This is a genomic window from Emticicia sp. SJ17W-69, from assembly GCF_051209875.1.
GTDB lineage: Bacteria > Bacteroidota > Bacteroidia > Cytophagales > Spirosomataceae > Emticicia.
The window spans coordinates 3038936-3061283 of sequence record NZ_JBNTQY010000001.1 but is presented as its reverse complement, the minus strand read 5'-3'; the positions used below and the strand labels follow the sequence as shown (position 1 = coordinate 3061283).

Here is a 22348-nt window from a genome sequence, read left to right as displayed (position 1 = left end):
AAATAATCATTCTTTCATACAAAACCACATAAAGCATGAAGATGCTCGTTATACATCAGTTTTTTTGGGCTCATTATAAAGCAAAAATCTATACGGAGCTTCAAAAAGTTGTTGATAAACATCCAAATGATGAGCTATTAGTCCTTCAAACTGCTCTTAATGAATTTACTCGTGCAAAAATTGGTAGTATAGATTACAGTATCCATCAATATAATGTTCAAGTATTATTTGAGGACTATTATGAAAATACTACCATTTGGCAAAGAACTAAAAAATCAATTTATTGGATACGTAAGTTTAAACCCGACGTAGTAAACCTACCTGGATATTATGAACCAGCCATGAATTTGGTGCTTTTTTATTGTAGAATGAAAGGGATAAAGGTTATCATTTCTGCAGATTCGACAGAAGGTGATAATCCGAACATTTGGTGGAGAGAAGCTTTAAAACGGTTTATTGTCAGTAGAGCTCAAGGTTTTTTTTGTTATGGTTCAAAATCAGCCGAGTATATGTATAAGTTGGGGATGCAGCCTAAACATATCTTGGTTGCTAACAATGCAGTTGATAATCAAAAAGTAGAAACAATCTATAATGAAGCAGTGATTGAAAGAAAAACCAACAAAGAAATCTATCAATTAAAGAAGTATAATTTTATTTATGTTGGAAGGCTCATCGAAGTTAAAAATTTGGATAATTTATTTGCTGCTTATAAACCTTTGGCTGACTCTGAATGGGGATTGATTATTTTAGGTGATGGGAGTGAAGAGGAGAAATTGAAAAAATATGCTGCTGATAATCATTTGGACGGTATTAGATTTATAGCAGGGCAGGCATGGTATGATGTGCCAAAAATATTGGCATTGGGTGATGTATTTATACTTCCCAGTTATTCAGAACCTTGGGGGCTGGTTGTAAATGAAGCAATGGCGTGTGGTATGCCAGTCATTGTATCAAATAAATGTGGCTCTGCTTATGATTTGGTGATAGAAGACCAAAATGGGTATACTTTTAATCCTAATGATGTGAAAGAATTGACCAATATTTTTAATAAATTTGTAAATGAACCAGAAAAGATTGCTCCTTTTGGTAGAAAATCTAAAGAAATAATTCAAAGGTTTTCACCCGAACAAGTTGCTCAGGAAATGTACGATGGTTTCAAAAAAGTAGTTTATGACAATCAATAGAAACAATAATTTTGACTTAATACGTTTAATTGCCGCTTTTCAAGTTTTGCTTTGGCATGGTGCCGAGCATCTGGAGGTTTTCGATCATCTTTATGGTTTTCTGGTGATTTTATACCAATTGCCTGGAGTACCCATATTTTTTACCATTAGTGGTTTCTTAATATCGTATTCGCTTGAAAGAAATAACTTCGAATTAAAAAAATACTTTAAAAATCGTAGTTTTCGTATTTTTCCTGCTCTGTGGGTTTGTACAAGTATCACAGCTATACTATTTTTATATTTTGCTAAATCATTCAATTTGAAAGATTTAGGGATGTGGTTTTTGGCTCAAATATCTTTTTTTCAATTTTATGCAAGCCCAAATCTAAAAACATGGGGAGTAGGACACCCCAATGGTAGCTTGTGGAGTATTGCAATCGAACTCCAATTTTATTTGGTCTTACCATTGATTCTTTACGTGGTTGGAAAAAATAAAAAATTATGGCTCACAAATACAATACTTGCCATTTTCTTTATTATCTCAGTTATTATCAAGGATTTTCATCTCACTAATTCTTGGATGCTTCGACATGAATTGTATGATAAGCTTTTAGGAAATACGGTTTTGGTTTATCTTCACTTTTTCTTAACTGGTATCGCCATTTATAAAAATTTTAAATGGATTGAACCACTAATAAGAGGAAAAGTATTGATTTGGCTTGCTATTTATATAATCTATACACTTATTTTTCATGGTTGGCTTAAACTTTATTATTATCCATATGATAGCTCGATCGCTGGAATTATGGCTAATACACTGCTTTCATTATTGACAATTTCATTTGCTTTTTCATATACTGATTTAAGTAAAAAATTATTGCATGAAAACGACATTTCTTATGGCATTTATATCTACCACATGCCAATCGTTAATGCGATGCTTAGTTTAGGATTTTCGGGAAGTATTTGGAATTTAATTTTTTTGGTGATGCTAACAACAGTGGTAGCATTTGCTTCGTGGAAGTTAATTGAGCAAAAAATATTAAAATTGAAAATGTAATTTCCCCTATAGTTTACTATTTTTTTTTATTTGCTTTTAAATCCAATTATTTGGATGTTATAACTTATCTATTGTCTTCAACCCATTAAATACCTAAGGCATTCAGGAAATTGACCCATCTTTTTTTTATTGGTTTTGAAGTCTTAAGGACTATGGCTTTGAATAGTTTAATAGAAATTTGTCCAATATTCCAAGAAGCTTTCGGGGCTTGCTGCTACCTTGCCGCACTTGTGCAAGAAGCTTTCGGGGCTTACTGCTACCTTGCCGCATTAGTGTAACAGTCTTTTATTAAATGAATGATCAAACGCTACTAAATGCACTGTAATTTGAGTTAGGATAACTTTTTTACCTTCTCTTGTGGGAGAGGGGTTAAGGGGAGGGTGATAATTCTTGATTTTATCAAAAAATCAAGAACTTTTATAATTAAATTGTGTAAAATATGTATTTTAGCATTGCATAAGGATGAGCCTCTTCGCTATCATTATATTTCATCCTTTATGGAACTATAACCTACCTTATTTTTATGAAAAAACTCATTTCTTGGTCAGTATTGGTCCTCTTTTTTTTGACAAGTTTTGTCGTACAATTTCCACCCAAGCCTGTTCGATTATTTGATGGTAAAACGTTTAGCGGTTGGGAAGGAGATACATTAAATATGTGGAGAATAGAAAATGGAGCTTTAATAGGAGGAATGTTAGATAAAAAAGTGCCACATAATGATTTTCTATGTACTACCCGTAGTTATGCAAATTTCATTTTAAAACTTAAAGTTAAATTGACTGGAAACGTAGGTTTTATTAATTCAGGCATTCAATTTAGAAGTCAACGTTTGAAAGACCCTGCCCATGAAATGACTGGTTATCAGGCAGATTATGGAGAAAAATATTGGGGTACATTGTATGATGAATCAAGAAGAAATAAGACCATTGCTGGAAATGATCCCAATGAAACACAAAAGATCATTAAACTTAATGACTGGAATAATTACGAATTAAGAGCTGAAAATCGAAGAATTAGAATTTTTATTAACGGCAAACAAACAACTGACTATACGGAGGCCGATTTGACAATACCACAATCTGGATTGATAGGTTTGCAAATTCATGGTGATGGTGCAGCACAAGTCGCCTTCAAAGATATTTTCATTCAAGAATTACCATAATATCAATTTTAAAAGCAATAAAATACGACTATAATATTATTCACCCTTTGACTCAAAACTATGAACAAACCTCTTTTACTTCTCTTCTTTCTTTTTGGAATCGTTATTATGCCCCAAATATATGGTAGAGCAATTATTCCATTAACCCAACCCCTTCAAGATACTACTAAAATTGACCAAGAATATGCATTGGAAGCAACTATGCTTGGTTATTTTGCCAAAGATGGAACAAGAAATCCTACTTTACGGGTAAAAAAAGGCAATCGTATAAGAATCACAATTACAAATGGCGAATTGATGACGCATGATATTGCGATTGAAAAATTAGGCATTAAAAGCAAAACGATCTTAGAGAAAGGCTCAAAAACAAGTATCGTTTTTGTTGCGGAAAAAAATGACACTTACTATTGTTCTGTACCTGGACATCGTGCAGCAGGCATGGTTGGTAAATTGGAAGTCGTCGAGGGTGATATTTCTGAAACAAAAATCGTGGGAATCATACCTAAGAAAAATGGTAAACTCTTGAATCTAAATTTTGAAAGCGGCACACTTGCCGACTGGAAAGCAACAGGAGATGCTTTTGTAAACCCATTAATTAGTGAAGACCCATCACCTATTCATGAAAAAGATATGAATATAGGTTTTGAAGGCAAACATTTTTTAAGCAGTGGAGGTACACTCAATTATAAACTTACGGGTACGCTTACATCAGTTCCGTTTATTGTTACACACCCTTATGCTTCCTTTCAAGTATCGGGAGGAGCATTGCAAGATACCCGTGTTGAAATCGTTTTGGCAGATACTAAGAAAGTTATTTATCATTCAACTGGGCAAGGAAGAGCGACACTTCAGCCAGTTGTTGTTAATTTGAAACCGTATATGAATAAAAATATTTTTATTCGTATAATTGATAACGAAACTGGCATTTCTCAGATTCCGTATATACCTAACGATAAGTGGGCTCACATCAACTTTGATAACTTCCTTTTTTATTCGACAAGACCTAATTTCCCGAATGAACTTAACCAAAAAGATATTATTATTCTACCGCCGCTTGACCCTGTTTTAAATGCAGGGCTTTCGGGTATTGAGGCTGCCAAAGCCATGACACCTCCCAAGGGCTTTAAAATTACATTAGCTGCAGCTGAGCCAGATATTATTCGTCCAATAAGTTTTACAATTGATTCAAGAGGAAGGCTTTGGGTTGTTGAAGGGCATACTTATCCCGTACCAGCACCCGAAGGACAAGGACGTGACCGAATTTTGATATTTGAAGATACCAATGGAGATGGTACATTAGACAAGAAGAAAATATTCATGGAGGGGCTTAATTTAGTAAGTGGCATCGAAGTGGGTATGGGTGGCGTTTGGTTGGGTGCAGCACCATATTTATTATTTATACCTGCTGATTTTAAGGAAGACAAACCAACAGGAGAACCTCAAAAATTGCTTGATGGTTGGGGAACTCAAGATACCCATGAAACGCTTAATAGTCTTCGTTGGGGGCCAGATGGTTGGCTCTATGGTACACATGGCGTATTTACACATTCAAAAGTTGGAAAACCTGGTACACCAGACGAGCAAAGAGTCAAACTCAATGCTGGTGTATGGAGATATCACCCTACAAAACATCAGTTTGAAGTTTTTGCAGAAGGCTCAAGCAATCCTTGGGGAATAGATTTTAATGATTACGGTCATCCATTTATTACTGCATGTGTGATCCCACATTTGTACCATATTATTCAAGGTGGTAGATACTTCCGTCAGGCTGGAAAGCACTTTAATCCATATATTTATGATGATATTAAAACAATAGCCGACCATCGGCATTGGCTTGGAGAAAGAGGACCCCATGCAGGAAATTTTAGATCTGCTGCCGCAGGTGGTGGTCATGCTCATGCAGGGGCAATGATATATTTAGGAGGCAATAGTTGGCCAAAAGAATACCATAATAATATTTTCATGAATAATATCAATGGAGCAAAGCTAAATATTGATCAATTGACACGCTCGGGTTCTGGTTATGTTGGTTCACATAAAAAAGATTTCATGGCAATGAATGATTCATGGTCGCAATGGCTAAATTTTAAGTATGATGCCAGTGGCTCTGTTTTTGCAATTGATTGGTATGACAAAAACCAGTGCCATAGTTCAAACCCTGATGTACATGATAAAACAATGGGTCGTATTTTTAAAATTAGTCATGAAAATGACAAATGGGTTCAGGTAGATTTAGCTAAAGCAAGCGATATGGAATTGGTGAATTATCAGTTGAGTGCCAATGAGTGGTTTGTGCGTCAATCAAGAACAATTTTGCAAGAGCGAGGCGGAAACAAACAAGTGCATGAAGCGTTGAAAGCAATACTAAATACCAATCCTGATGCCACTCGAAAACTCAGAGCTTTGTGGACACTCCATGTTACCAAGGGTTTGACAGAGAAAGAAATGACTGATTTGTTGAGTAATCCAAGCGAATATGTTAGAAGTTGGGCCATTCAACTCTTGCTTGAGAATAAATCAATTACAGATGAAACTTTAAAACAATTAAATATTTTAGCTCAGAACGATAATTCAGCTTTGGTACGGCTATATTTAGCTGCTGCAATGCAAAGATTAGAACCAAGCAAAAGATGGGAAGTTGTAGAGGCTCTTGTTCAGAAAGTTGAGGATAAGGCTGATCATAATCAGCCCTTGATGGTTTGGTATGCAGCAGAGCCTTTGTCCGAAATTGACATAAAACGTGCTATTCTCATGGCAGAAAAAGCAAAAATGCCTAAATTTTTGCTTTATACGATTCAAAGAGTAGGTGCGATTAATACCGAAGAATCAAAGAAACAATTGAAAGAGTTGAGTGAACGTTTAGCTAAAATGAGTCACACCAATCATGAAGAAATCATGGCAATTGAAAAAATCTTAGAAAATAAAAGCCTTTGAAAATGCGATTAAATATTGACTTTCAAAGATTTATAAAAAATATACTCATGAATATTATTAATAAACTAATCAAATTTACCGCAGTATGCACCTTGCTTTTTCAAAGCAATGCCAACTGTCAAACCAATGTTAACTTCAAAAAAACAACACTCACGAGAGATTTTATTTCAGAGGGTGCGGCAGTAGCAGATTTGAATAAAGATGGTCGCCTGGATATTATTGCAGGATATTATTGGTTTGAGGCTCCCAATTGGATAAAGCATGAAATGGCTCCGTCCCGAACATTTGAGCCAAGAAAAGAATACAGTAATTCTTTCTTAGACTTAGGGATGGATGTGAATTTGGACGGTTGGGACGATGTAGTGATCATTGATTTCCCTGGAAAGCCAGCATTTTGGTTTGAAAACCCTAAAAAGCAACAAGTTAATGAATGGAAAAAGCATATCATTGCCGACTCAGTTGGCATTTCTAACGAATCACCTGGATTTATTGACATTGATGGTGATGGACGACTGGATATCCTTTGTGGCGATAAAACAAAAAAACAAATTATTTGGCTTCAAGCTCCCTTAAAAAAAGGAGAAACTGAGTGGAAGCGGTTTAATTTAAGTGCAGAAAATGTTAAAGGTACGGAGATTTTTTCACACGGAATTGGCTTTGGCGATGTCAACAAAGATGGAATAAAGGATGTCGTGATTCGTGAAGGTTGGTTTGAAGGAACAAAAAATTTGAATGCAGGAAATTGGGAGTTTCATGCAGCCAATTTGGGTGAGCCTTGCTCTCATATGCAAATACTTGATGTGAATGGTGACGGCAAAAACGACGTTGTGAGTGCATCTGCCCATGCTTTAGGAATTTGGTTTCATGAACAAGTAGATGAACAAGGTAAAATAAATTTTGTAACACATCAAATTAGTAATTCAACTGCACAAACGCATGCCTCAATTATGGCAGATTTGAACGGAGATGGACGTGCTGAATACATTACAGGAAAAAGATTCTTGGCACATCATGGCCGTGACCCTGGTGATGCTGACCCAGCATTATTGTTGTATTTTGAATTTACGCCTGCCCAAAAACCATATTGGAAAGAATATCAGATTGATAATGATTCTGGAGCAGGTTTGAATATCGTTGCTAAGGATATTAACAAGGACAAGAAAATAGATATTATTGTTTCAAACAAAAATGGCGTGTTTTTATTTGAAAACTTTATCAACAAAAAATAGAACAATTCCTCCTTAACGTTTAGGGAGGAATTATTTTTTCATTAGGTAATTACCAAAAAAAGAATTTTTCTTGGCAAAATATTGTAAGTAGATCTCTTGTGGAATATCAGCTTTATTGATATTTGGACTTTCTGCTATTGTAGGAACTTTGTCCCATTTTAATGTTGTAAAGCTGCTGAAAATACCTAAAATGATTGTAAAAACGAAGTATAATTTTAAAAATTTGCTTAAAATTTGTGATTTAATCATTTCTGAATAGGTACTTAAAACCAATAAAAATATTAAAATTTTAATGGTACTTATTAGCCTCATGGCTAAATCATTATTAAAACCAAGTCTGTAAAGTGGGGAGATGATGAAAAAGGAAGCACAAAAGAATACTAAAACAAGTCTTTCTTTATAAACACTTTTTGAAGAGTAAATTTTGTACATAAAAAACAGATAAATACCTACTTCAAAGGCACAATATGCAACTAATGCCAACAACGACAAAAGCGGTTTCTGGTATAAATAGCCTGATATATCAGCAAATGTCCAAATGAAACCACTATAGCGATTATCTTGAAAATGTGCCAAGAAATATGTTGCCATAATAAATAAAAGCACACCCCCTCCAATCAAATTAGCAAATGTGAAAAAGTTGGAAAATTTTCGGTATAAAACCAAGAAACCAGTAATGAGGCCAACACTCAATGCACCTAAAAATGACCACATGAGCAACAAAGAAACAAAGAAGATAATGAATCGAATGTCTTTTCTAATAAAACTCTCATAATAGACAAAAAAAACACCAATGACACTAACAATATAATGTTGGGGTGAATAATGTATATTGATAAGGTTAAACGAAATGCCAGATGGCCAAATAAAATATTGAATCATAGGAAGGGAAACAATATTTTTTAATAAATAATGTGCATATAAATAAGGTTTGAATAGTGTTGCTCCTAATAAAAATAAGACAAGTACCAGAACAAAATGAATGTTTTTCGGACTAAGGAAATACAGCCAACAAAACGAAAAATAAATGCCAATACTTCCCCAAAAAAACAATAAAATATTACTAAATCCTATACCAACAAACTTGCAGATGATTGCTGTTGGTAAATAATAAGCAATATAATAGCCTAAAATAGCTGGTTCATGCAGAATGCCATAACGGGTTTCATTTTCATAAACTACTGGAAAAGGTTTTTCAATAAGTTCTTTTACAATTGTATTATGTTTGAAATAGTCATAGGATTGACCTAAACCAAAGTTTCCTAAACTAAATAGCAATCCTAAAATCAAGGTAAATAATAATAGATATGTCTGTGTGCGTAATTGTATTTTTTCTACTCTTAATGCAGTAAAATCTTCCTCATTCTGAATTGTTTGCTGGATAAAGCTATAAAAAGAATAGATTGAAAAAACAAAGCCTAAACTTGCCCAAATAGGATTTAACCAAGTAAGGATAAATATAATATTGGGTAATAGAAAATAAGTGATGGTTGCTATTTTGAGTTGCTTGATTGTCATAGTTTATGATTATAGCATGAGCAATATTCAAATTGTCAAATAATTTAGTTCACAAATCTATATTTTAGCAAAACCCATATCGCTTCAATACCGTCTTTCCAATTTATTTTTTTTCCTTCGCTTATTGAACGTGGAAAATAATTAATTGGAATTTCAGGTATTTTATAACCTAATTTTGCAACTTTTGCTGTTACTTCTGGACAAAACTCAAAGCCTGTACAATTCAGTTTGATTGATTTAAGTAAGTTTGCATCAAAAACTTTGTAGCAAGTAGGTTCGTCAGTAAGATTTTGAAAATACAGAATATTAGTTATCCATGTGACAATCTGCCCACCTAAAAAGAATGAAAAATAAGAGTGTTTGTTTTGTTTATTCAAAAATCGAGAGCCATAAACAACTTTTTCTTGGCCATTTGCTACAAGCGGAACCAATTTGTAATAATCATGTGGGTCATATTCTAAATCGGCATCTTGAATAATAATGACCTTACCCGTAGCATGGCGAATGGCTGTTCGGATAGCTCCACCTTTTCCTTGATTTTTTTCATGAAAAATTATTTTTAAAGTGTCACTTTTCAAGCGAGATAATAATTCTCTTGTACCATCACTTGAGCCATCATCAACTACAATAATTTCTTTTGGAATATCAATTTCTCCAATCTTATTTAATATTTTTTCAATATTATTAACTTCGTTGTATGCTGGAATTAAAACAGAAAGGAGCATATTTTTTTATTTACGATTTTTTGATTGATAAGTGAAAACAAATTATGTTTCTCACATGTACAATTGGATGATAAATCCTAATGTTTTTTATTAATGTAATTTCTCTATAAATTAGGCTTTCGATGCCAAAGTGTGATGTATAAAATACTATCTTTTTCAGGAATAAATTTTTCCTGAAGCCCTTTTCTAAGTTTATCAAGTGCTTCTTTATTTTCTGGGGTATTAACTTTTGAACTATCATCAATGACACTTGGTCGATAACCAAAAATTACTAATTTAAGAGAAGTATCTTGCAATGATTTCTCATAAACATTTACATGTCTTTTAATGTAATCACTTGTTTGCATTTCAGTGTTGATAAATGGTACATTGGGATAAACGTGTGAATGAAAATAAAACAATGAACCAAAATCAATCAAAAGAGCCTTGTCTCCCTTTTTTAAATACCTATTTACTGTATGATTGTACGTTTTGTCAATGGCAAAATCATTGACATGAAACAAACGTTTTATTACATCTGGGCGACTGATAAACGTAATAATTGCAACTAGCAAGGCAAGACTTCCAACAAAAAGATAGATTTGTTTAATCTTTTTGGCAAATATATCGCTATAATAGCTATAAACCATGGCAATAATAATTGAAAAAAAGGGAGCCGCTGGAAATAGATAATGAGAAGCTTGACTTTTTAATAGAGATGTTAAAGAAAATATTCCTAAAAAAACAGACAGTGAAAAAACAAAGTTTGTAAAGAAATGTTTACGATGATAGAATGCCAATAGTAAACTAAAAAATGTTAATAGTAGCAGCCAGAAAGTTTTAGTTAGAAGTTTTTTAAGGAAAATTGTATGAGCTGGATATGAACCAAAAGGATAGATATATGACCAATAGATATGTTGTTCTAAGCGATTGATTGAATAAAAATAAAGTAATGATAAACCTAATGGAATTGTAAAACCAAGAATAAACAATGTGCCTTTTTGAGTAATTTGCCAAAAATTTGATTGCCTAATGATAAAACATTCATATAACAAATAAAATCCAGCTCCAGCTACATAAAACATAGCAATACTCTTGAAACACATTGCAATCCCCAAGAGAATTCCTCCAAATAACCAATAAGTATTCGTGTTTCTAGAAAGAAAAAAACATGACCAAATTGCTAAAACTGCAATCGGAGCTTCGGGTTCAAGGAAGTTCATTTCCATGAAAAAGCATGACAATAATGTCAAAAATGTAGCTACAAATGCAGTTTTTTGATTTTTTGAAATTTTATCTACAACATAGAAAGTTGAAATGCCAATACTTGAAAACAGGAGAGTGATGAGCAATGTTACTTGAAAGTGTGTAAAATCACCACCTAATAAATTGATAGCATGCTGCACAAAAACATACCATAACCAAGATTTTGAAGGAATAAAATCATACATTTCATAGCCATCATTCATCGAACGACCAATGACTAAATACTCTAAAGCATCATAACCAAAGTCTGAATTATAAGCAAATAGACCAAAAATCAACGTTAAAATTAATAAAACGCCAACTTGAAAAAAGTTTTTTTTATTCATTTACTTTAACATTGAGCTGCAAGAGAAAAATATATATATCATTTTGTTGAATGCTCTTTTATTCTATTGAGTGAAAATATTAACTGAAATATATTTAAAATGCAAAATTAGCAAATTTTTACTTGGGGTTCTCGTCAAACCGTCATAATTTTAAGCATGAATTGGATAAAGCCTCTTACAATAGTCGAGTTTGTCTTCATTGGCATATTTTTGTTGGTATATGCTGCCTACTTTATTCGATTATACCTTGTTGCCAGACGCTTAGGAACCACAGCCCGTTCAGTAATCATCAAATTTTTTATTAGAGCAATTTATTTGGGTCTTTGTATTTTAGGCTTGTTGGGACCAAGCTTTGGAGTAAATGAAATAGAGGCACAAGCAACTGGAAAAGATATTTTTTTTGTCTTTGATTTATCCAAATCAATGAACGCCATTGATATTGAACCTACCCGATTAGAAAGAGTTAAATTTGAACTTACCAAAAATCTTAGCCTACTGAAATCAAATCGAGTTGGCTTAATTGTTTTTTCTTCAGAAGCGTATGTTCATACGCCACTGACTTTTGATAGAGATGCCTTACGCTTGTTTATCCAAAAACTTAATACTGAATTATTTGTTGAAAACGGGACAAACTTGAATAGTGCATTTGAGTTGATACTCCATAAATATTCGGGTAATTCGCAGAATGCAAACACCAATCGAAAAGCAAAAGTGATTGTACTTATTACTGATGGAGAGGATTTTGGGGACTTAGATCAGAAAGTGATTGGTGAATTAAAGAGAAATAAAATTAATCTGCTTGTTTTAGGTGTTGGAACACCACAAGGTGGAGCGATAAAAGAAGGGAATGAGTTTAAAAAAGACAGAGATGGTAATCAAGTTCTCACAAAGTTGAATGCCGATTATCTTAAAAAATTGAGCAAATCTTTTGGTGGAAAATATTTTCAACTTACTAATCAACTAAATGATGTAAGTACATTATTAAAAGAAGTTGATAACTTGGAAAGCAATTGGATTGATACTCGAAAGATGACGGTTGCTAACAATAAATATTATTATTTCGTAATTTTGGCTTTAATTCTAATGTTTGTAGATGTTTTGGTGACGGTAAGAACAATTAAAATCTAAAAACGATTGAATACTTGGTTTTTTTATATCATTCTATTGTTTCTTAATATTCGTTCTTTAACGAATGTTACTGAAAGAAATCTGTTAAAAAATGAAGCTGGGAGAGCATTTGCCCAAAAAAAATATAACCTGGCTGCTGAAAAATACCAAAAATTGTCAGATATATCATTTAATTTAGAACCAGAGGCTCGATTAAATTTAGCACACGCTTATTTCTATAAAAATGATACATTGAAAGCTCTCAATGAATATCGTAAGCTCTTAAAAATAAGCGATGAACAAATATATTCAACTGCTTTGATTCAAATAGGTGTAATTGATAATATGCTCGGAGATAGTAGTACTTCATTAATGTTGTTTAAGGAAGCGTTGCAAAAAACACCTGATAATAAAATTGCTCGGTATAATTTTGAACTTTTAAGAAAGAAATTACCTCAAAAATCACCTCAAAATAATAGAAATCAAAATGAGCAAACAGAGCAGCAAAACCAAAATGGTAATGGTGAAACTCAAAAAACTGAAGAAAAAAAGGACGAATTAACTTCTCAGACTCCTGAAAAAATGAGCAAAGAGAAAGCTTTGCAAATTTTGGAAGCAATGAAAACTAACGAGTTACAATATTCACAACAAAGAAAAAAAGCGAGTAAAAAAATAGATAAAAATGCTAAAGATTGGTAAATATGTATGATTTCTTACTCTGTTTTTCGTTTATTAAATGAAAATTGAAAAAATAATTAATATAAAAATGGCATCATCTGTAAAAGAAACAAATTTTAATTTAGAAGGACAAACTGGCTTTTATCGTGGAAAAGTAAGAGATGTGTATGATTTTGGTGATAAAGTCGTCATGGTTGCTTCTGACCGTATTTCAGCTTTTGATGTAGTTCTGCCTCGACCAATACCACATAAAGGACAGGTTCTCAATCAAATTGCAGCAAAATTTCTTAATTTAACAAAAGATATTGTACCTAATTGGTTTTTGGCGGCTCCTGATCCAAATGTTTCTGTGGGTATTCGTTGTGAAACTTTTCCTGTTGAAATGGTTGTGAGAGGCTATTTGGTTGGTCATGCTTGGCGTACTTATAAAAGTGGTTTGCGTACACTATGTGGTGTCACATTACCTGATGGTATGAAGGAAAATGATAAATTTGAAACACCAATTATCACACCTACGACGAAAGCTCATGAAGGACATGATGAAGATATTTCGAGAGAAGATATTATAGCTAAAGGATTAGTTTCTGAAGAAAAGTATATTCAATTGGAAAAATATGCTTTGGCATTGTTTCAAAGAGGGACTGAGATTGCTTCAGAAAGAAACCTTATATTGGTCGATACAAAATATGAGTTTGGTGAAAAAGATGGCGTTATTTATTTAATAGATGAAGTGCATACACCAGATTCTTCTCGTTATTTTATCGCAGATTCTTACCAAGAAAATTTAGAAAAAGGGTTGCCACAAAAACAATTATCAAAGGAATTTGTACGAGAATGGTTGATTGCGAATAATTTTCAAGGAAAAGAAGGGCAAACTGTTCCGGAAATGACTGATGAAAAAGTGTCGGAAATTTCTAATCGTTATATCGAACTTTATGAAAAAGTAGCAGGTGAGAAATTTATTGCAAATGAGGAGGAAGATGTACTTAATAGAATTGAAAAAAACATTAAGAATTATTTAGGACTCTGAAAATTCATGAAATATCCAAGAAGATTATCGTCAGGAGCAAACAACACGGTTATCGTTTTATCAGATGCTGAGGTTGCAAAATTGTTTACAGATGATACTCGTTCTGATATTGGCTCTGAAGCAGAAAAAATGAGATTTGCGAATGCTATCAACGATTTAGTTGTTAAATTTATTCGCTTAGATTTTCAAGAGGAATTACATGCTGAAATGTTAGTGATGGAACGAATTAGGCCAATAGATTATAGAGCCTATGAAGTAGAAATTCGAGAACTTTGGTTAGATGTATTTGAATCTGAAATTAGAGAGCTACATAAAGCTGGATTTGTTCACCGAGATCTTAAACGTCCTTCAAATATCAGTGGTTTGGCTTTTGACAATATTTTATTGACAGAAAAAGGTTTGCGGTTAATTGATGTTGGAATTTCTGCGATTCGGAGTCAAGTTGGTGATAGAATTTTTCAGAAATATATTGAGATAGAGGAGCAAGAAATGATACTTTTTCGTGAATATTTTTTGAGTAGGTAATTGTAACGCAATTTTCCAAATTACTTTTTCTAAGAGCTAAATTTTGGAAAATTGCGTTACAAAAAAACTATTTTATACTCCTGCATAAGCAGGTGAAATCATAGAAATTGCTTTTGCTTCTAAAAGTGATTCGCCCATTAAGAATTCATCCACTTTTCTTGCACATTCACGACCTTCAGAAATTGCCCAAACAACCAAAGATTGGCCACGACGCATATCACCAGCCGCAAACACTTTTGCATTTGAAGTTTGATAATTGGGAGCTTTTACATTCTTGCGTTCGTCAACTTCAATTTCTAACTGTGACAATAAATCTTGCTGTGGATGTAAAAAACCAGCAGCTATTAATGCTAATTCACAAGGAATTTCACGTTCATTCATTTCTATACGAGCTCCGTTGAAAGTAGCACTTTCTGAAATTAAAATACCTTTCAGATTTCCATTGGCATCCCCAATAAATTCTTTTACATTAATGCTAAACAAACGTTCGCAACCTTCTTCATGAGAAGTCGAAGTACGCTTAGTCAAAGGCCAGTTTGGCCAAGGAGTAGCCTCAGCTCTTACTTGATAATAAGGTTGTTTTTTATCGTCAATGCTTGGTTCAGGCATTACCTCAACTTGTGTAATAGTTTTTGCTTTGTGGCGATTTGATGTACCAACACAGTCAGAACCTGTATCTCCCCCTCCAATAACTACTACATTTTTATCAGTTGCAAAGATTTCACCATTTTGATAAATATCACCTTTGTGGTCTTTGATACGTTCAATACCAGAAACTCTCTTATTTTGTTGACTTAAAAATTCCATTGCAGGATAAATGCCTTTCAAATCATTTCCCTTAATTTCAATTAGTCGAGGAACTGTTGAACCTCCTGAAAGAACGATGGCATCAAAATCTCTTAATAAATCACTTGACTTAATATTTTCGCCAACATTTGCATTGGTAATAAACTCAATGCCTTCCTCAGTCATTACATCCACACGGCGTCGAACAACTGATTTATCCAATTTGAAATCAGGAATTCCGTAACGTAGTAAACCACCAACTTCATCGGCACGCTCAAAAACGGTCACTAAATGGCCAGCTTTGTTGAGCTGAGATGCAGTAGCCAAACCAGCAGGCCCTGAACCTACTACTGCTACTTTTTTTCCAGTGCGTTTTTTAGGGATATTTGGTTTAACCCAGCCATTGGCAAATGCTCTTTCAATGATTGACTTTTCAATATATTCGATGGCAACTGGAGGCTTATTGATGCCCAAAACACAAGCTGATTCGCAAGGAGCTGGGCAAATTCTTCCTGTAAATTCAGGAAAATTATTGGTCGAACTTAATATCTGATAAGCATACTCCCAGTTTTGCTCCCAAACAGCATCATTAAACTCAGGAATAATATTTCCGAGTGGACAACCGTTGTGACAAAAAGGAACACCACAGTCCATGCAGCGAGCTGCCTGCGTACGTGAGTTTTCGTCATTTGTCGGCATTTCAACCTCATTATAGTCTAAACGACGCTCATCTACATTGCGTTTAGCTGCTAATTCTCTTTGAAATTCTAAGAAACCAGTAGGTTTTCCCATTGTTATATTGTGATTTTGTTATATAGTCGATAGCCAATTGACAACAGCGGATAGTTACTATTTATAAGACAAAACTATCATCAATAGTCTAATACTAAATGCTTTATTAATTAAATTAAAAATCTTATCGACACTTGACTATGCTAAAACTTTCTCAGTTTCTGCTTTTTTCTTGCGTTCCAACAACACTCTTTTGTAATCAGTTGGGAATACTTTGACAAAGTTTGCTACCTCAGCATCAAAATTTGATAAAATTCTTTCAGCAACTTGACTTTTAGTTAATTGATGGTGTTTTTCGATAAAAGCTTTCAACATAGCTGCATCGTCAGCATCAACAGTTTCTAAACCAACCATTTCTTTGTTACATTTTGCATCAAAAGTTTTGTTTGGATCATAAACAAATGCAAAGCCGCCACTCATACCAGCAGCAAAATTACGACCAGTTTCTCCTAAGATAATAGCCAATCCACCAGTCATGTACTCTAATCCATGGTCACCAACTCCTTCAACAACAACCTTAGCTCCAGAATTTCTAACACAGAAACGTTCACCTGCCATACCATTGATATAAGCTTCACCTGAAGTTGCTCCATAGAAAGCTACGTTTCCTATCACCATATTTTCTTCGGCTTTGAAAGTCGCTTTTCTATCTGGATAAACAATTAATTCTGCTCCGCAAAGTCCTTTTCCAAAGTAATCATTTGAATCACCTTCGAGTTCAAGTTTTAAACCTTTCGTAGAGAAAGCTCCAAAAGATTGTCCTGCAGTACCACGATATTTATAATGAATAGTACCATAAGGTAAACCATCACCTTTATAAACCTTGGAAATCTCGTTTGAAGTCATAGCTCCAATTGCACGATTCAAGTTGTTTACTACATAGCTCGCCTCAACTTCTTGTTTTTTCAAAATTGAAGGTTGAGCATCAGTAATCATTTGCCAGTCAAGCACTTGTGAAATACCATGATCTTGTTCTTCTTGTTTATATTGAGCTACATCAAGTGTGGTTGGTTCTTTGAAAAGAACACCAGAAAGATCAATTTTCTTGTATTTCCAATGCGTTAAATCATCACGTTTTTCAAGATATTGCGTTTGTCCAACCATTTCATTGATGGTACGGAAGCCTAATTCAGCCATAATTTCACGCAGTTCCATCGCCAAATATGTAAACATATTGACCACATGTTCAGGCTTTCCACTAAACATGGCACGTAATTCTTTATTTTGTGTAGCTACACCAACTGGGCAAGTATTTAGATGACATTTACGCATCATAATACAACCTACTGCAACCAAAGCAGCTGTTGCAACACCAAATTCTTCGGCACCAAGTAAAGCTGCAATCGCTATATCTCTTCCTGTTCTTAATTGTCCGTCTGCTTGAACAGTTATTCTACCACGAAGTTTGTTCTTTACCAAAGTTTGATGAGCTTCTGCAAGACCTAATTCCCATGGTAAACCTGCATGACGAATAGAAGATAGGGGAGATGCTCCAGTTCCTCCATCATGTCCTGCAATCAAAACAACATCTGCGTGTGCTTTTGCAACCCCAGCAGCAACTGTTCCTACACCAGCTTCTGACACTAATTTTACTGAAATTCTGGCATCACGATTGGAGTTTTTTAAATCATAAATTAACTGAGCCAAATCCTCGATTGAATAAATATCATGGTGTGGTGGTGGTGAAATTAATCCTACACCAGGAGTACTATGACGTACACGACCAATCCAATCATCTACTTTATGGCCTGGAAGCTGCCCACCTTCACCAGGTTTTGCACCTTGAGCCATTTTTATTTGAAGTTCTTTGGCATTTGTTAGATAATGGCTTGTTACACCAAAACGCCCCGAAGCAACTTGCTTGATAGAAGAACTTAAATTATCACCATTTTTATCTAATTCATAACGAATTTCATCTTCTCCACCTTCTCCTGAGTTAGAGCGACCACCAATGCGGTTCATGGCAATGGCCAAAGTTGTGTGAGCTTCCCATGAAATCGAACCAAACGACATCGCACCTGTGGCAAAACGTTTGAAAATACTTTCGATTGGCTCAACTTCTTCTAAAGGAATTGGGTTTCCTTTTTTGAAGCGAAGTAATCCTCGAAGGGTGATCGCATCTCTGCTTTGGTCATTGATGAGTTTTGAGTATTGTTTGAAAATTTGGAAACCTTTGTCCAAATCTTTTTCACCCACTCTACCCGATTGTTGTAATAAATGAATGGATTGAGGGTTGAACATGTGACGTTCACCACGTTGTTTCCATTGATAAACTCCACCCACTTCCAAACGCTTCACAGATTCTTGCGGAATTTCAGGGAAAGCAACTTTATGTCTTACAAAGGCTTCTTTTGCAATTTCAGCAAGCCCCATTCCCCCAATTCTTGAAATCGTTCCAGTGAAATATTTATCAATCACTTGTTTATTAAGACCAATACACTCGAAAATTTGTGCTCCTTGATAAGATTGTAATGTTGAAATTCCCATTTTAGAGAAAATCTTCAATAATTCTTTATCAACAGCCTTAATATAATTTTTATAAAGTGTATAATCATTAAATTCACCTTCAATCAATCCTTTTTTGTTCATATATGACAATGTTTCAAATGCCATATAAGGACAAATACCCGATGCACCATAGCCAATTAAGGTAGCAAAATGGTGTGTTTCCCAAATATCACCCGCTTCAACCAAAATACCTGCTTTACCACGAATACCTTTACGTATGAGGTGGTGGTGAATCGCAGCAGTAGCTAAAAGAGAAGGAATTGGAGCATGGTCGGTGTCAATTGCACGGTCTGAAAGAATCAAAATTTCAAAACCGTCTTCAATGGCATCTTCAGCATATCGACAAATTCTTTCCAAGCCAAACTCTAATGCCTTGCCAATGTCCTCTGCTTTTGAATTGAAGTAAGTATTGATTGTTTTTCCTTGAAAACCTTTATAATCTACAAATCGAAGTTTATCAAACTCTTCAATTGTTAATACAGGTTGGTCAAGTTGTACCAAACGACAATGATTTGGTGTTTCTGTCAATATATTCTCGTTAGAACCTACAAATGAGATCAATGACATGATCGAACGCTCACGAATTGAATCAATCGGTGGGTTGGTAACTTGAGCAAATAATTGTTTGAAGTAATAAGATAAATGCTGACTTTGATCAGAGAGAATTGCCAAAGGTGTATCAACGCCCATCGAGCCAATAGCTTCCATGCCAGTTTGTGCCATAGGAGCTAAAATCATTCTTAAATCTTCCGAAGTATAACCAAAAGTAATTTGGCGTTTCAACAAAGTCTCTTCGCTATAATGTTGGTATGGGCGAATAGATTTTGGAAGTACTTCAGTTTTTATTTTATATTCATCCAACCATTCTTGATATGGCTGACGTGAACAAATATCTGCTTTTACTTCCTCATCAGGAATGATTCTGCCCTGTTCCATGTCCACAACGAACATTTTACCAGGTTGCAGACGTCCTTTTGAAACAACTTTTGCTTGGTCAATGTCTAAAACCCCAGCCTCTGATGCCATGATCACAGTATCATCATCAAGTACCCAATAACGAGATGGACGAAGACCATTTCTATCTAAAGTAGCTCCAACAATTTTACCATCAGTAAAAGAGATAGAAGCTGGACCATCCCACGGCTCCATGATAGCCGCATGATATTCATAAAATGCTTTTCTGGTGGCATCCATTTGCTCGTTACCATCCCAAGCTTCAGGTACAAGCATCATCATTACATGAGGTAATGAACGACCAGATAGATATAATAATTCTAAAACATTATCTAATTGAGCTGAATCTGAGTTTCCAGTATCGCAAATAGGCAATACCATGTCCATTTCTTCTTTGGTGAAGAAGTCAGAAACAAAAGACTTTTCTCCAGCACGTATCCAATTGACATTCCCTTTAACAGTATTAATCTCACCATTGTGTGCAATAAAGCGGAAAGGCTGTGCTAATTTCCAAGAAGGAAAGGTATTGGTCGAGAAACGAGAGTGAATAACCGCAAAAGCAGAGGTAACCGACTCGTTTGATAAATCGGGGAAATAATATTTTAATTGTTCAGTTGTTAATTGACCTTTATAAGAAATGGTGCGACATGACAACGACGAGAAATAAAAATGTTCTTTTGCTCCAGCAACAGCCTCACGAATAATTCGAGAAGCATATTGACGAAGGATATATAATTTACGTTCAAAGTCTATTTCTTCAGTAATATCAACAGGGCGTTTGATAAATACTTGTTCAACTTCTGGCTCAACTGAAGCAGAACCTTCACCTAAAATATCACCTTTGGTAACAACTTTGCGGTATCCAAGAAGTTCTAAACCTAACTTGTCAATTTTTCGGTTCAAAATATCTCTACATTCCTCACGCTCAGTTTTATCCATTGGAAAGAAAATCATCCCAACACCATACTCGCCAATAGCAGGTAGTTGGAAGTCTAATTTATTACATTCGTCAAGGAAAAATTCGTGAGGTATTTGTAATAAAATACCAGCACCATCGCCTGTGTTTGGGTCGCAACCACAAGCACCACGATGATCCATGCGTTCGAGCATTTTGATGGCATCTGCAACTATGCCATGTGACTTGCGTCCTTTCAAATGGGCTCTAAAACCTATTCCACAGGCATCATGCTCAAATTCTGAGCGATAAAGGCCTTGTTGTTGCTCCGTAACCTGTTCAGTTTCAGTCATCGTGCGTACAAAAAATAATAGTGATTTGAAATTGTACCTAAATGTGATTTTGTTGTTTTGATGCTTTTATGACTACCTAATAATCTATTGAAACGAAGGGGTCTTACAAGTGTATATCATAATTGCATTGCAATATAATACCAAATTTATTTGGCATAACAACTTTTAAACCAAATTTTCTTTCACAAGTAAAAAATACTTGTTTTAACAACAAATATTATAGGAAAAATACAAAGATGAAAACAACAATTTAACAATAATAAAATATTAAATCTGGAATTATTTAATTATCAACTAAGAAATTCAACGCTTTTTTCTGAAGTTAGTTTTAAGTGTTTAGCATTTTAGAAAGATATAATAAATACTTTAATGTATGATCACTTATGGTAATATTTAATGATTTAATGTTAAAATTAGAACAGATTGCTTTGCCACTTAATAAATAATATGGATAATTGCTTGATTATCAAGATATTATGTTTTACTTTGTATTGTACCATCGTGAATCTAATATGACACAAACACAAAAGAAGGTTTTGACAACCTTGTTACTCGCTCTTTCTTTCCAGTTTTCTAAAGCTGCTTCATTCGAAAAATACTTTGCTAAATTAATGAAATTTGAAGGTAATGGCTACGGAATTCATCAAGCAGTTTGGGGAAATAAACTTTTTACAAAAAATGAAGCATATAGCATTCATAAAAAGTTTTACTGGGACAAATATCATGCAGATTTATTTAAAAGTCAAGCTGTTGCTGAGGTATTTATTGACCATATAATCAATGCAGGTGAAGGAAAAGAAAGTGTAAATATCAAGGCTTTCGAAGCAATTCTTGGTGTAGAACAGAATGGGGTTTTGTCTCGTGAGGACATTAAAGTTGCCAATCGTATTTCTATTCCTGAAAAAATTATTAATCCATTTGTTAATTATCGCCTCTTTTATTATCAGTCAAGAAAAAACTACCATAAATACCCTGGTTGGACAAGAAGAGCGAAAAGCTTTATGATAATTGATAAAGATGGCTGCTCGTTAGCAGATTGTTTAATATTACCTAAAATGTTAATTAAAGTAGAAGTTAATGAATGTCTCGAATTATTCGATGATGAACTTCTTGTAAGAAAATAATCAAAAATTTTCAAAATTAATACGATTGTTAGTACAAAATTCGTTGTATTAGCAATCGTATTTTTATTTAGCTTCTATTAGATAGAATTTTATTATTCTTCAATTGATAAATTGCTTGTCATTTTTTAACCTACTGAAATTTAGCCTATTATTCAATTCTACTCGAATTTATTTTTTTAACCTTATTTAGCGGTATAATTATTGCTTGTATTTGCTTTGACTGAAAAAAATTCA

General features: G+C 34.0%; 15 protein-coding genes. 10 read left to right on the top strand and 5 right to left on the bottom strand.

Annotation, left to right across the window (positions count from 1 at the left end; all coding sequences use genetic code 11):
* The first annotated feature begins 35 nt into the window (after positions 1-35).
* The 5 genes from ACQUQZ_RS12455 (at position 36) to ACQUQZ_RS12435 (ending at position 7548) form a co-directional block, all read left to right on the top strand.
* Positions 36-1184, top strand: a complete 1149-nt coding sequence (locus ACQUQZ_RS12455; RefSeq protein WP_435355293.1) for a glycosyltransferase family 4 protein — start codon at positions 36-38, stop codon at positions 1182-1184.
* On the top strand, positions 1171-2223 hold the full coding sequence (locus ACQUQZ_RS12450) for an acyltransferase family protein (RefSeq protein WP_435355291.1): 1053 nt from the start codon (positions 1171-1173) through the stop codon (positions 2221-2223). The genes ACQUQZ_RS12455 and ACQUQZ_RS12450 overlap by 14 nt, the downstream gene beginning before the upstream one ends.
* Positions 2224-2746: 523 nt before the next feature.
* Positions 2747-3385: a 3-keto-disaccharide hydrolase gene (locus tag ACQUQZ_RS12445; RefSeq protein ID WP_435355289.1), complete on the top strand. Its 639-nt coding sequence runs from the start codon at positions 2747-2749 to the stop codon at positions 3383-3385.
* Between the two features lie 108 nt (positions 3386-3493).
* On the top strand, positions 3494-6319 hold the full coding sequence (locus tag ACQUQZ_RS12440) for a PVC-type heme-binding CxxCH protein (RefSeq protein WP_435357652.1): 2826 nt from the start codon (positions 3494-3496) through the stop codon (positions 6317-6319).
* Between the two features lie 47 nt (positions 6320-6366).
* Positions 6367-7548 carry an FG-GAP repeat domain-containing protein gene (locus ACQUQZ_RS12435; RefSeq protein ID WP_435355287.1) on the top strand — a complete coding sequence of 394 codons (1182 nt, stop codon included), beginning with the start codon at positions 6367-6369 and terminating at the stop codon, positions 7546-7548.
* 30 nt (positions 7549-7578) lie between these two features.
* Here the strand turns inward: ACQUQZ_RS12435 and ACQUQZ_RS12430 are convergent, their stop codons facing one another.
* The 3 genes from ACQUQZ_RS12430 to ACQUQZ_RS12420 all read right to left on the bottom strand — a co-directional run bounded on the left by ACQUQZ_RS12430 (position 7579) and on the right by ACQUQZ_RS12420 (position 11362).
* Positions 7579-9066: a hypothetical protein gene (locus tag ACQUQZ_RS12430; RefSeq protein ID WP_435355285.1), complete on the bottom strand. Its 1488-nt coding sequence runs from the start codon at positions 9064-9066 to the stop codon at positions 7579-7581.
* Between the two features lie 44 nt (positions 9067-9110).
* Positions 9111-9791, bottom strand: a complete 681-nt coding sequence (locus ACQUQZ_RS12425; protein ID WP_435355283.1) for a glycosyltransferase family 2 protein — start codon at positions 9789-9791, stop codon at positions 9111-9113.
* Between the two features lie 104 nt (positions 9792-9895).
* On the bottom strand, positions 9896-11362 hold the full coding sequence (locus ACQUQZ_RS12420) for a glycosyltransferase family 39 protein (RefSeq protein WP_435355281.1): 1467 nt from the start codon (positions 11360-11362) through the stop codon (positions 9896-9898).
* 156 nt (positions 11363-11518) lie between these two features.
* Between ACQUQZ_RS12420 and ACQUQZ_RS12415 the strand changes: the two genes are divergently transcribed.
* The 4 genes from ACQUQZ_RS12415 (at position 11519) to ACQUQZ_RS12400 (ending at position 14702) form a co-directional block, all read left to right on the top strand.
* Positions 11519-12490, top strand: coding sequence for a vWA domain-containing protein (locus ACQUQZ_RS12415; protein ID WP_435355279.1), 972 nt, complete (start codon positions 11519-11521; stop codon positions 12488-12490).
* A gap of 6 nt (positions 12491-12496) precedes the next feature.
* Entirely contained in the window at positions 12497-13168 is a 672-nt protein-coding gene (locus tag ACQUQZ_RS12410) for a hypothetical protein (RefSeq protein ID WP_435355277.1), read from the top strand.
* A 67-nt stretch (positions 13169-13235) separates the two neighbouring features.
* Positions 13236-14177 (top strand): phosphoribosylaminoimidazolesuccinocarboxamide synthase, encoded by a 942-nt coding sequence (locus tag ACQUQZ_RS12405; protein ID WP_435355275.1) that lies wholly within the window; start codon positions 13236-13238, stop codon positions 14175-14177.
* Between the two features lie 6 nt (positions 14178-14183).
* Positions 14184-14702 carry a hypothetical protein gene (locus ACQUQZ_RS12400; protein WP_435355273.1) on the top strand — a complete coding sequence of 173 codons (519 nt, stop codon included), beginning with the start codon at positions 14184-14186 and terminating at the stop codon, positions 14700-14702.
* Positions 14703-14774: 72 nt separating this feature from the next.
* Here the strand turns inward: ACQUQZ_RS12400 and ACQUQZ_RS12395 are convergent, their stop codons facing one another.
* Together ACQUQZ_RS12395 and gltB are read right to left on the bottom strand one after the other, a co-directional pair.
* The gene (locus ACQUQZ_RS12395) at positions 14775-16280 is read right to left on the bottom strand and encodes a glutamate synthase subunit beta (RefSeq protein ID WP_435355271.1); all 1506 of its coding nucleotides are present in this window, start codon (positions 16278-16280) and stop codon (positions 14775-14777) included.
* 138 nt (positions 16281-16418) lie between these two features.
* Positions 16419-20990, bottom strand: a complete 4572-nt coding sequence (gene gltB / locus ACQUQZ_RS12390) for a glutamate synthase large subunit (protein ID WP_435355269.1) — start codon at positions 20988-20990, stop codon at positions 16419-16421.
* A 512-nt stretch (positions 20991-21502) separates the two neighbouring features.
* Here gltB and ACQUQZ_RS12385 point away from each other — a divergent pair.
* Positions 21503-22114 (top strand): glycosyl hydrolase 108 family protein, encoded by a 612-nt coding sequence (locus ACQUQZ_RS12385; protein ID WP_435355268.1) that lies wholly within the window; start codon positions 21503-21505, stop codon positions 22112-22114.
* The last annotated feature ends 234 nt before the right edge of the window (positions 22115-22348 follow it).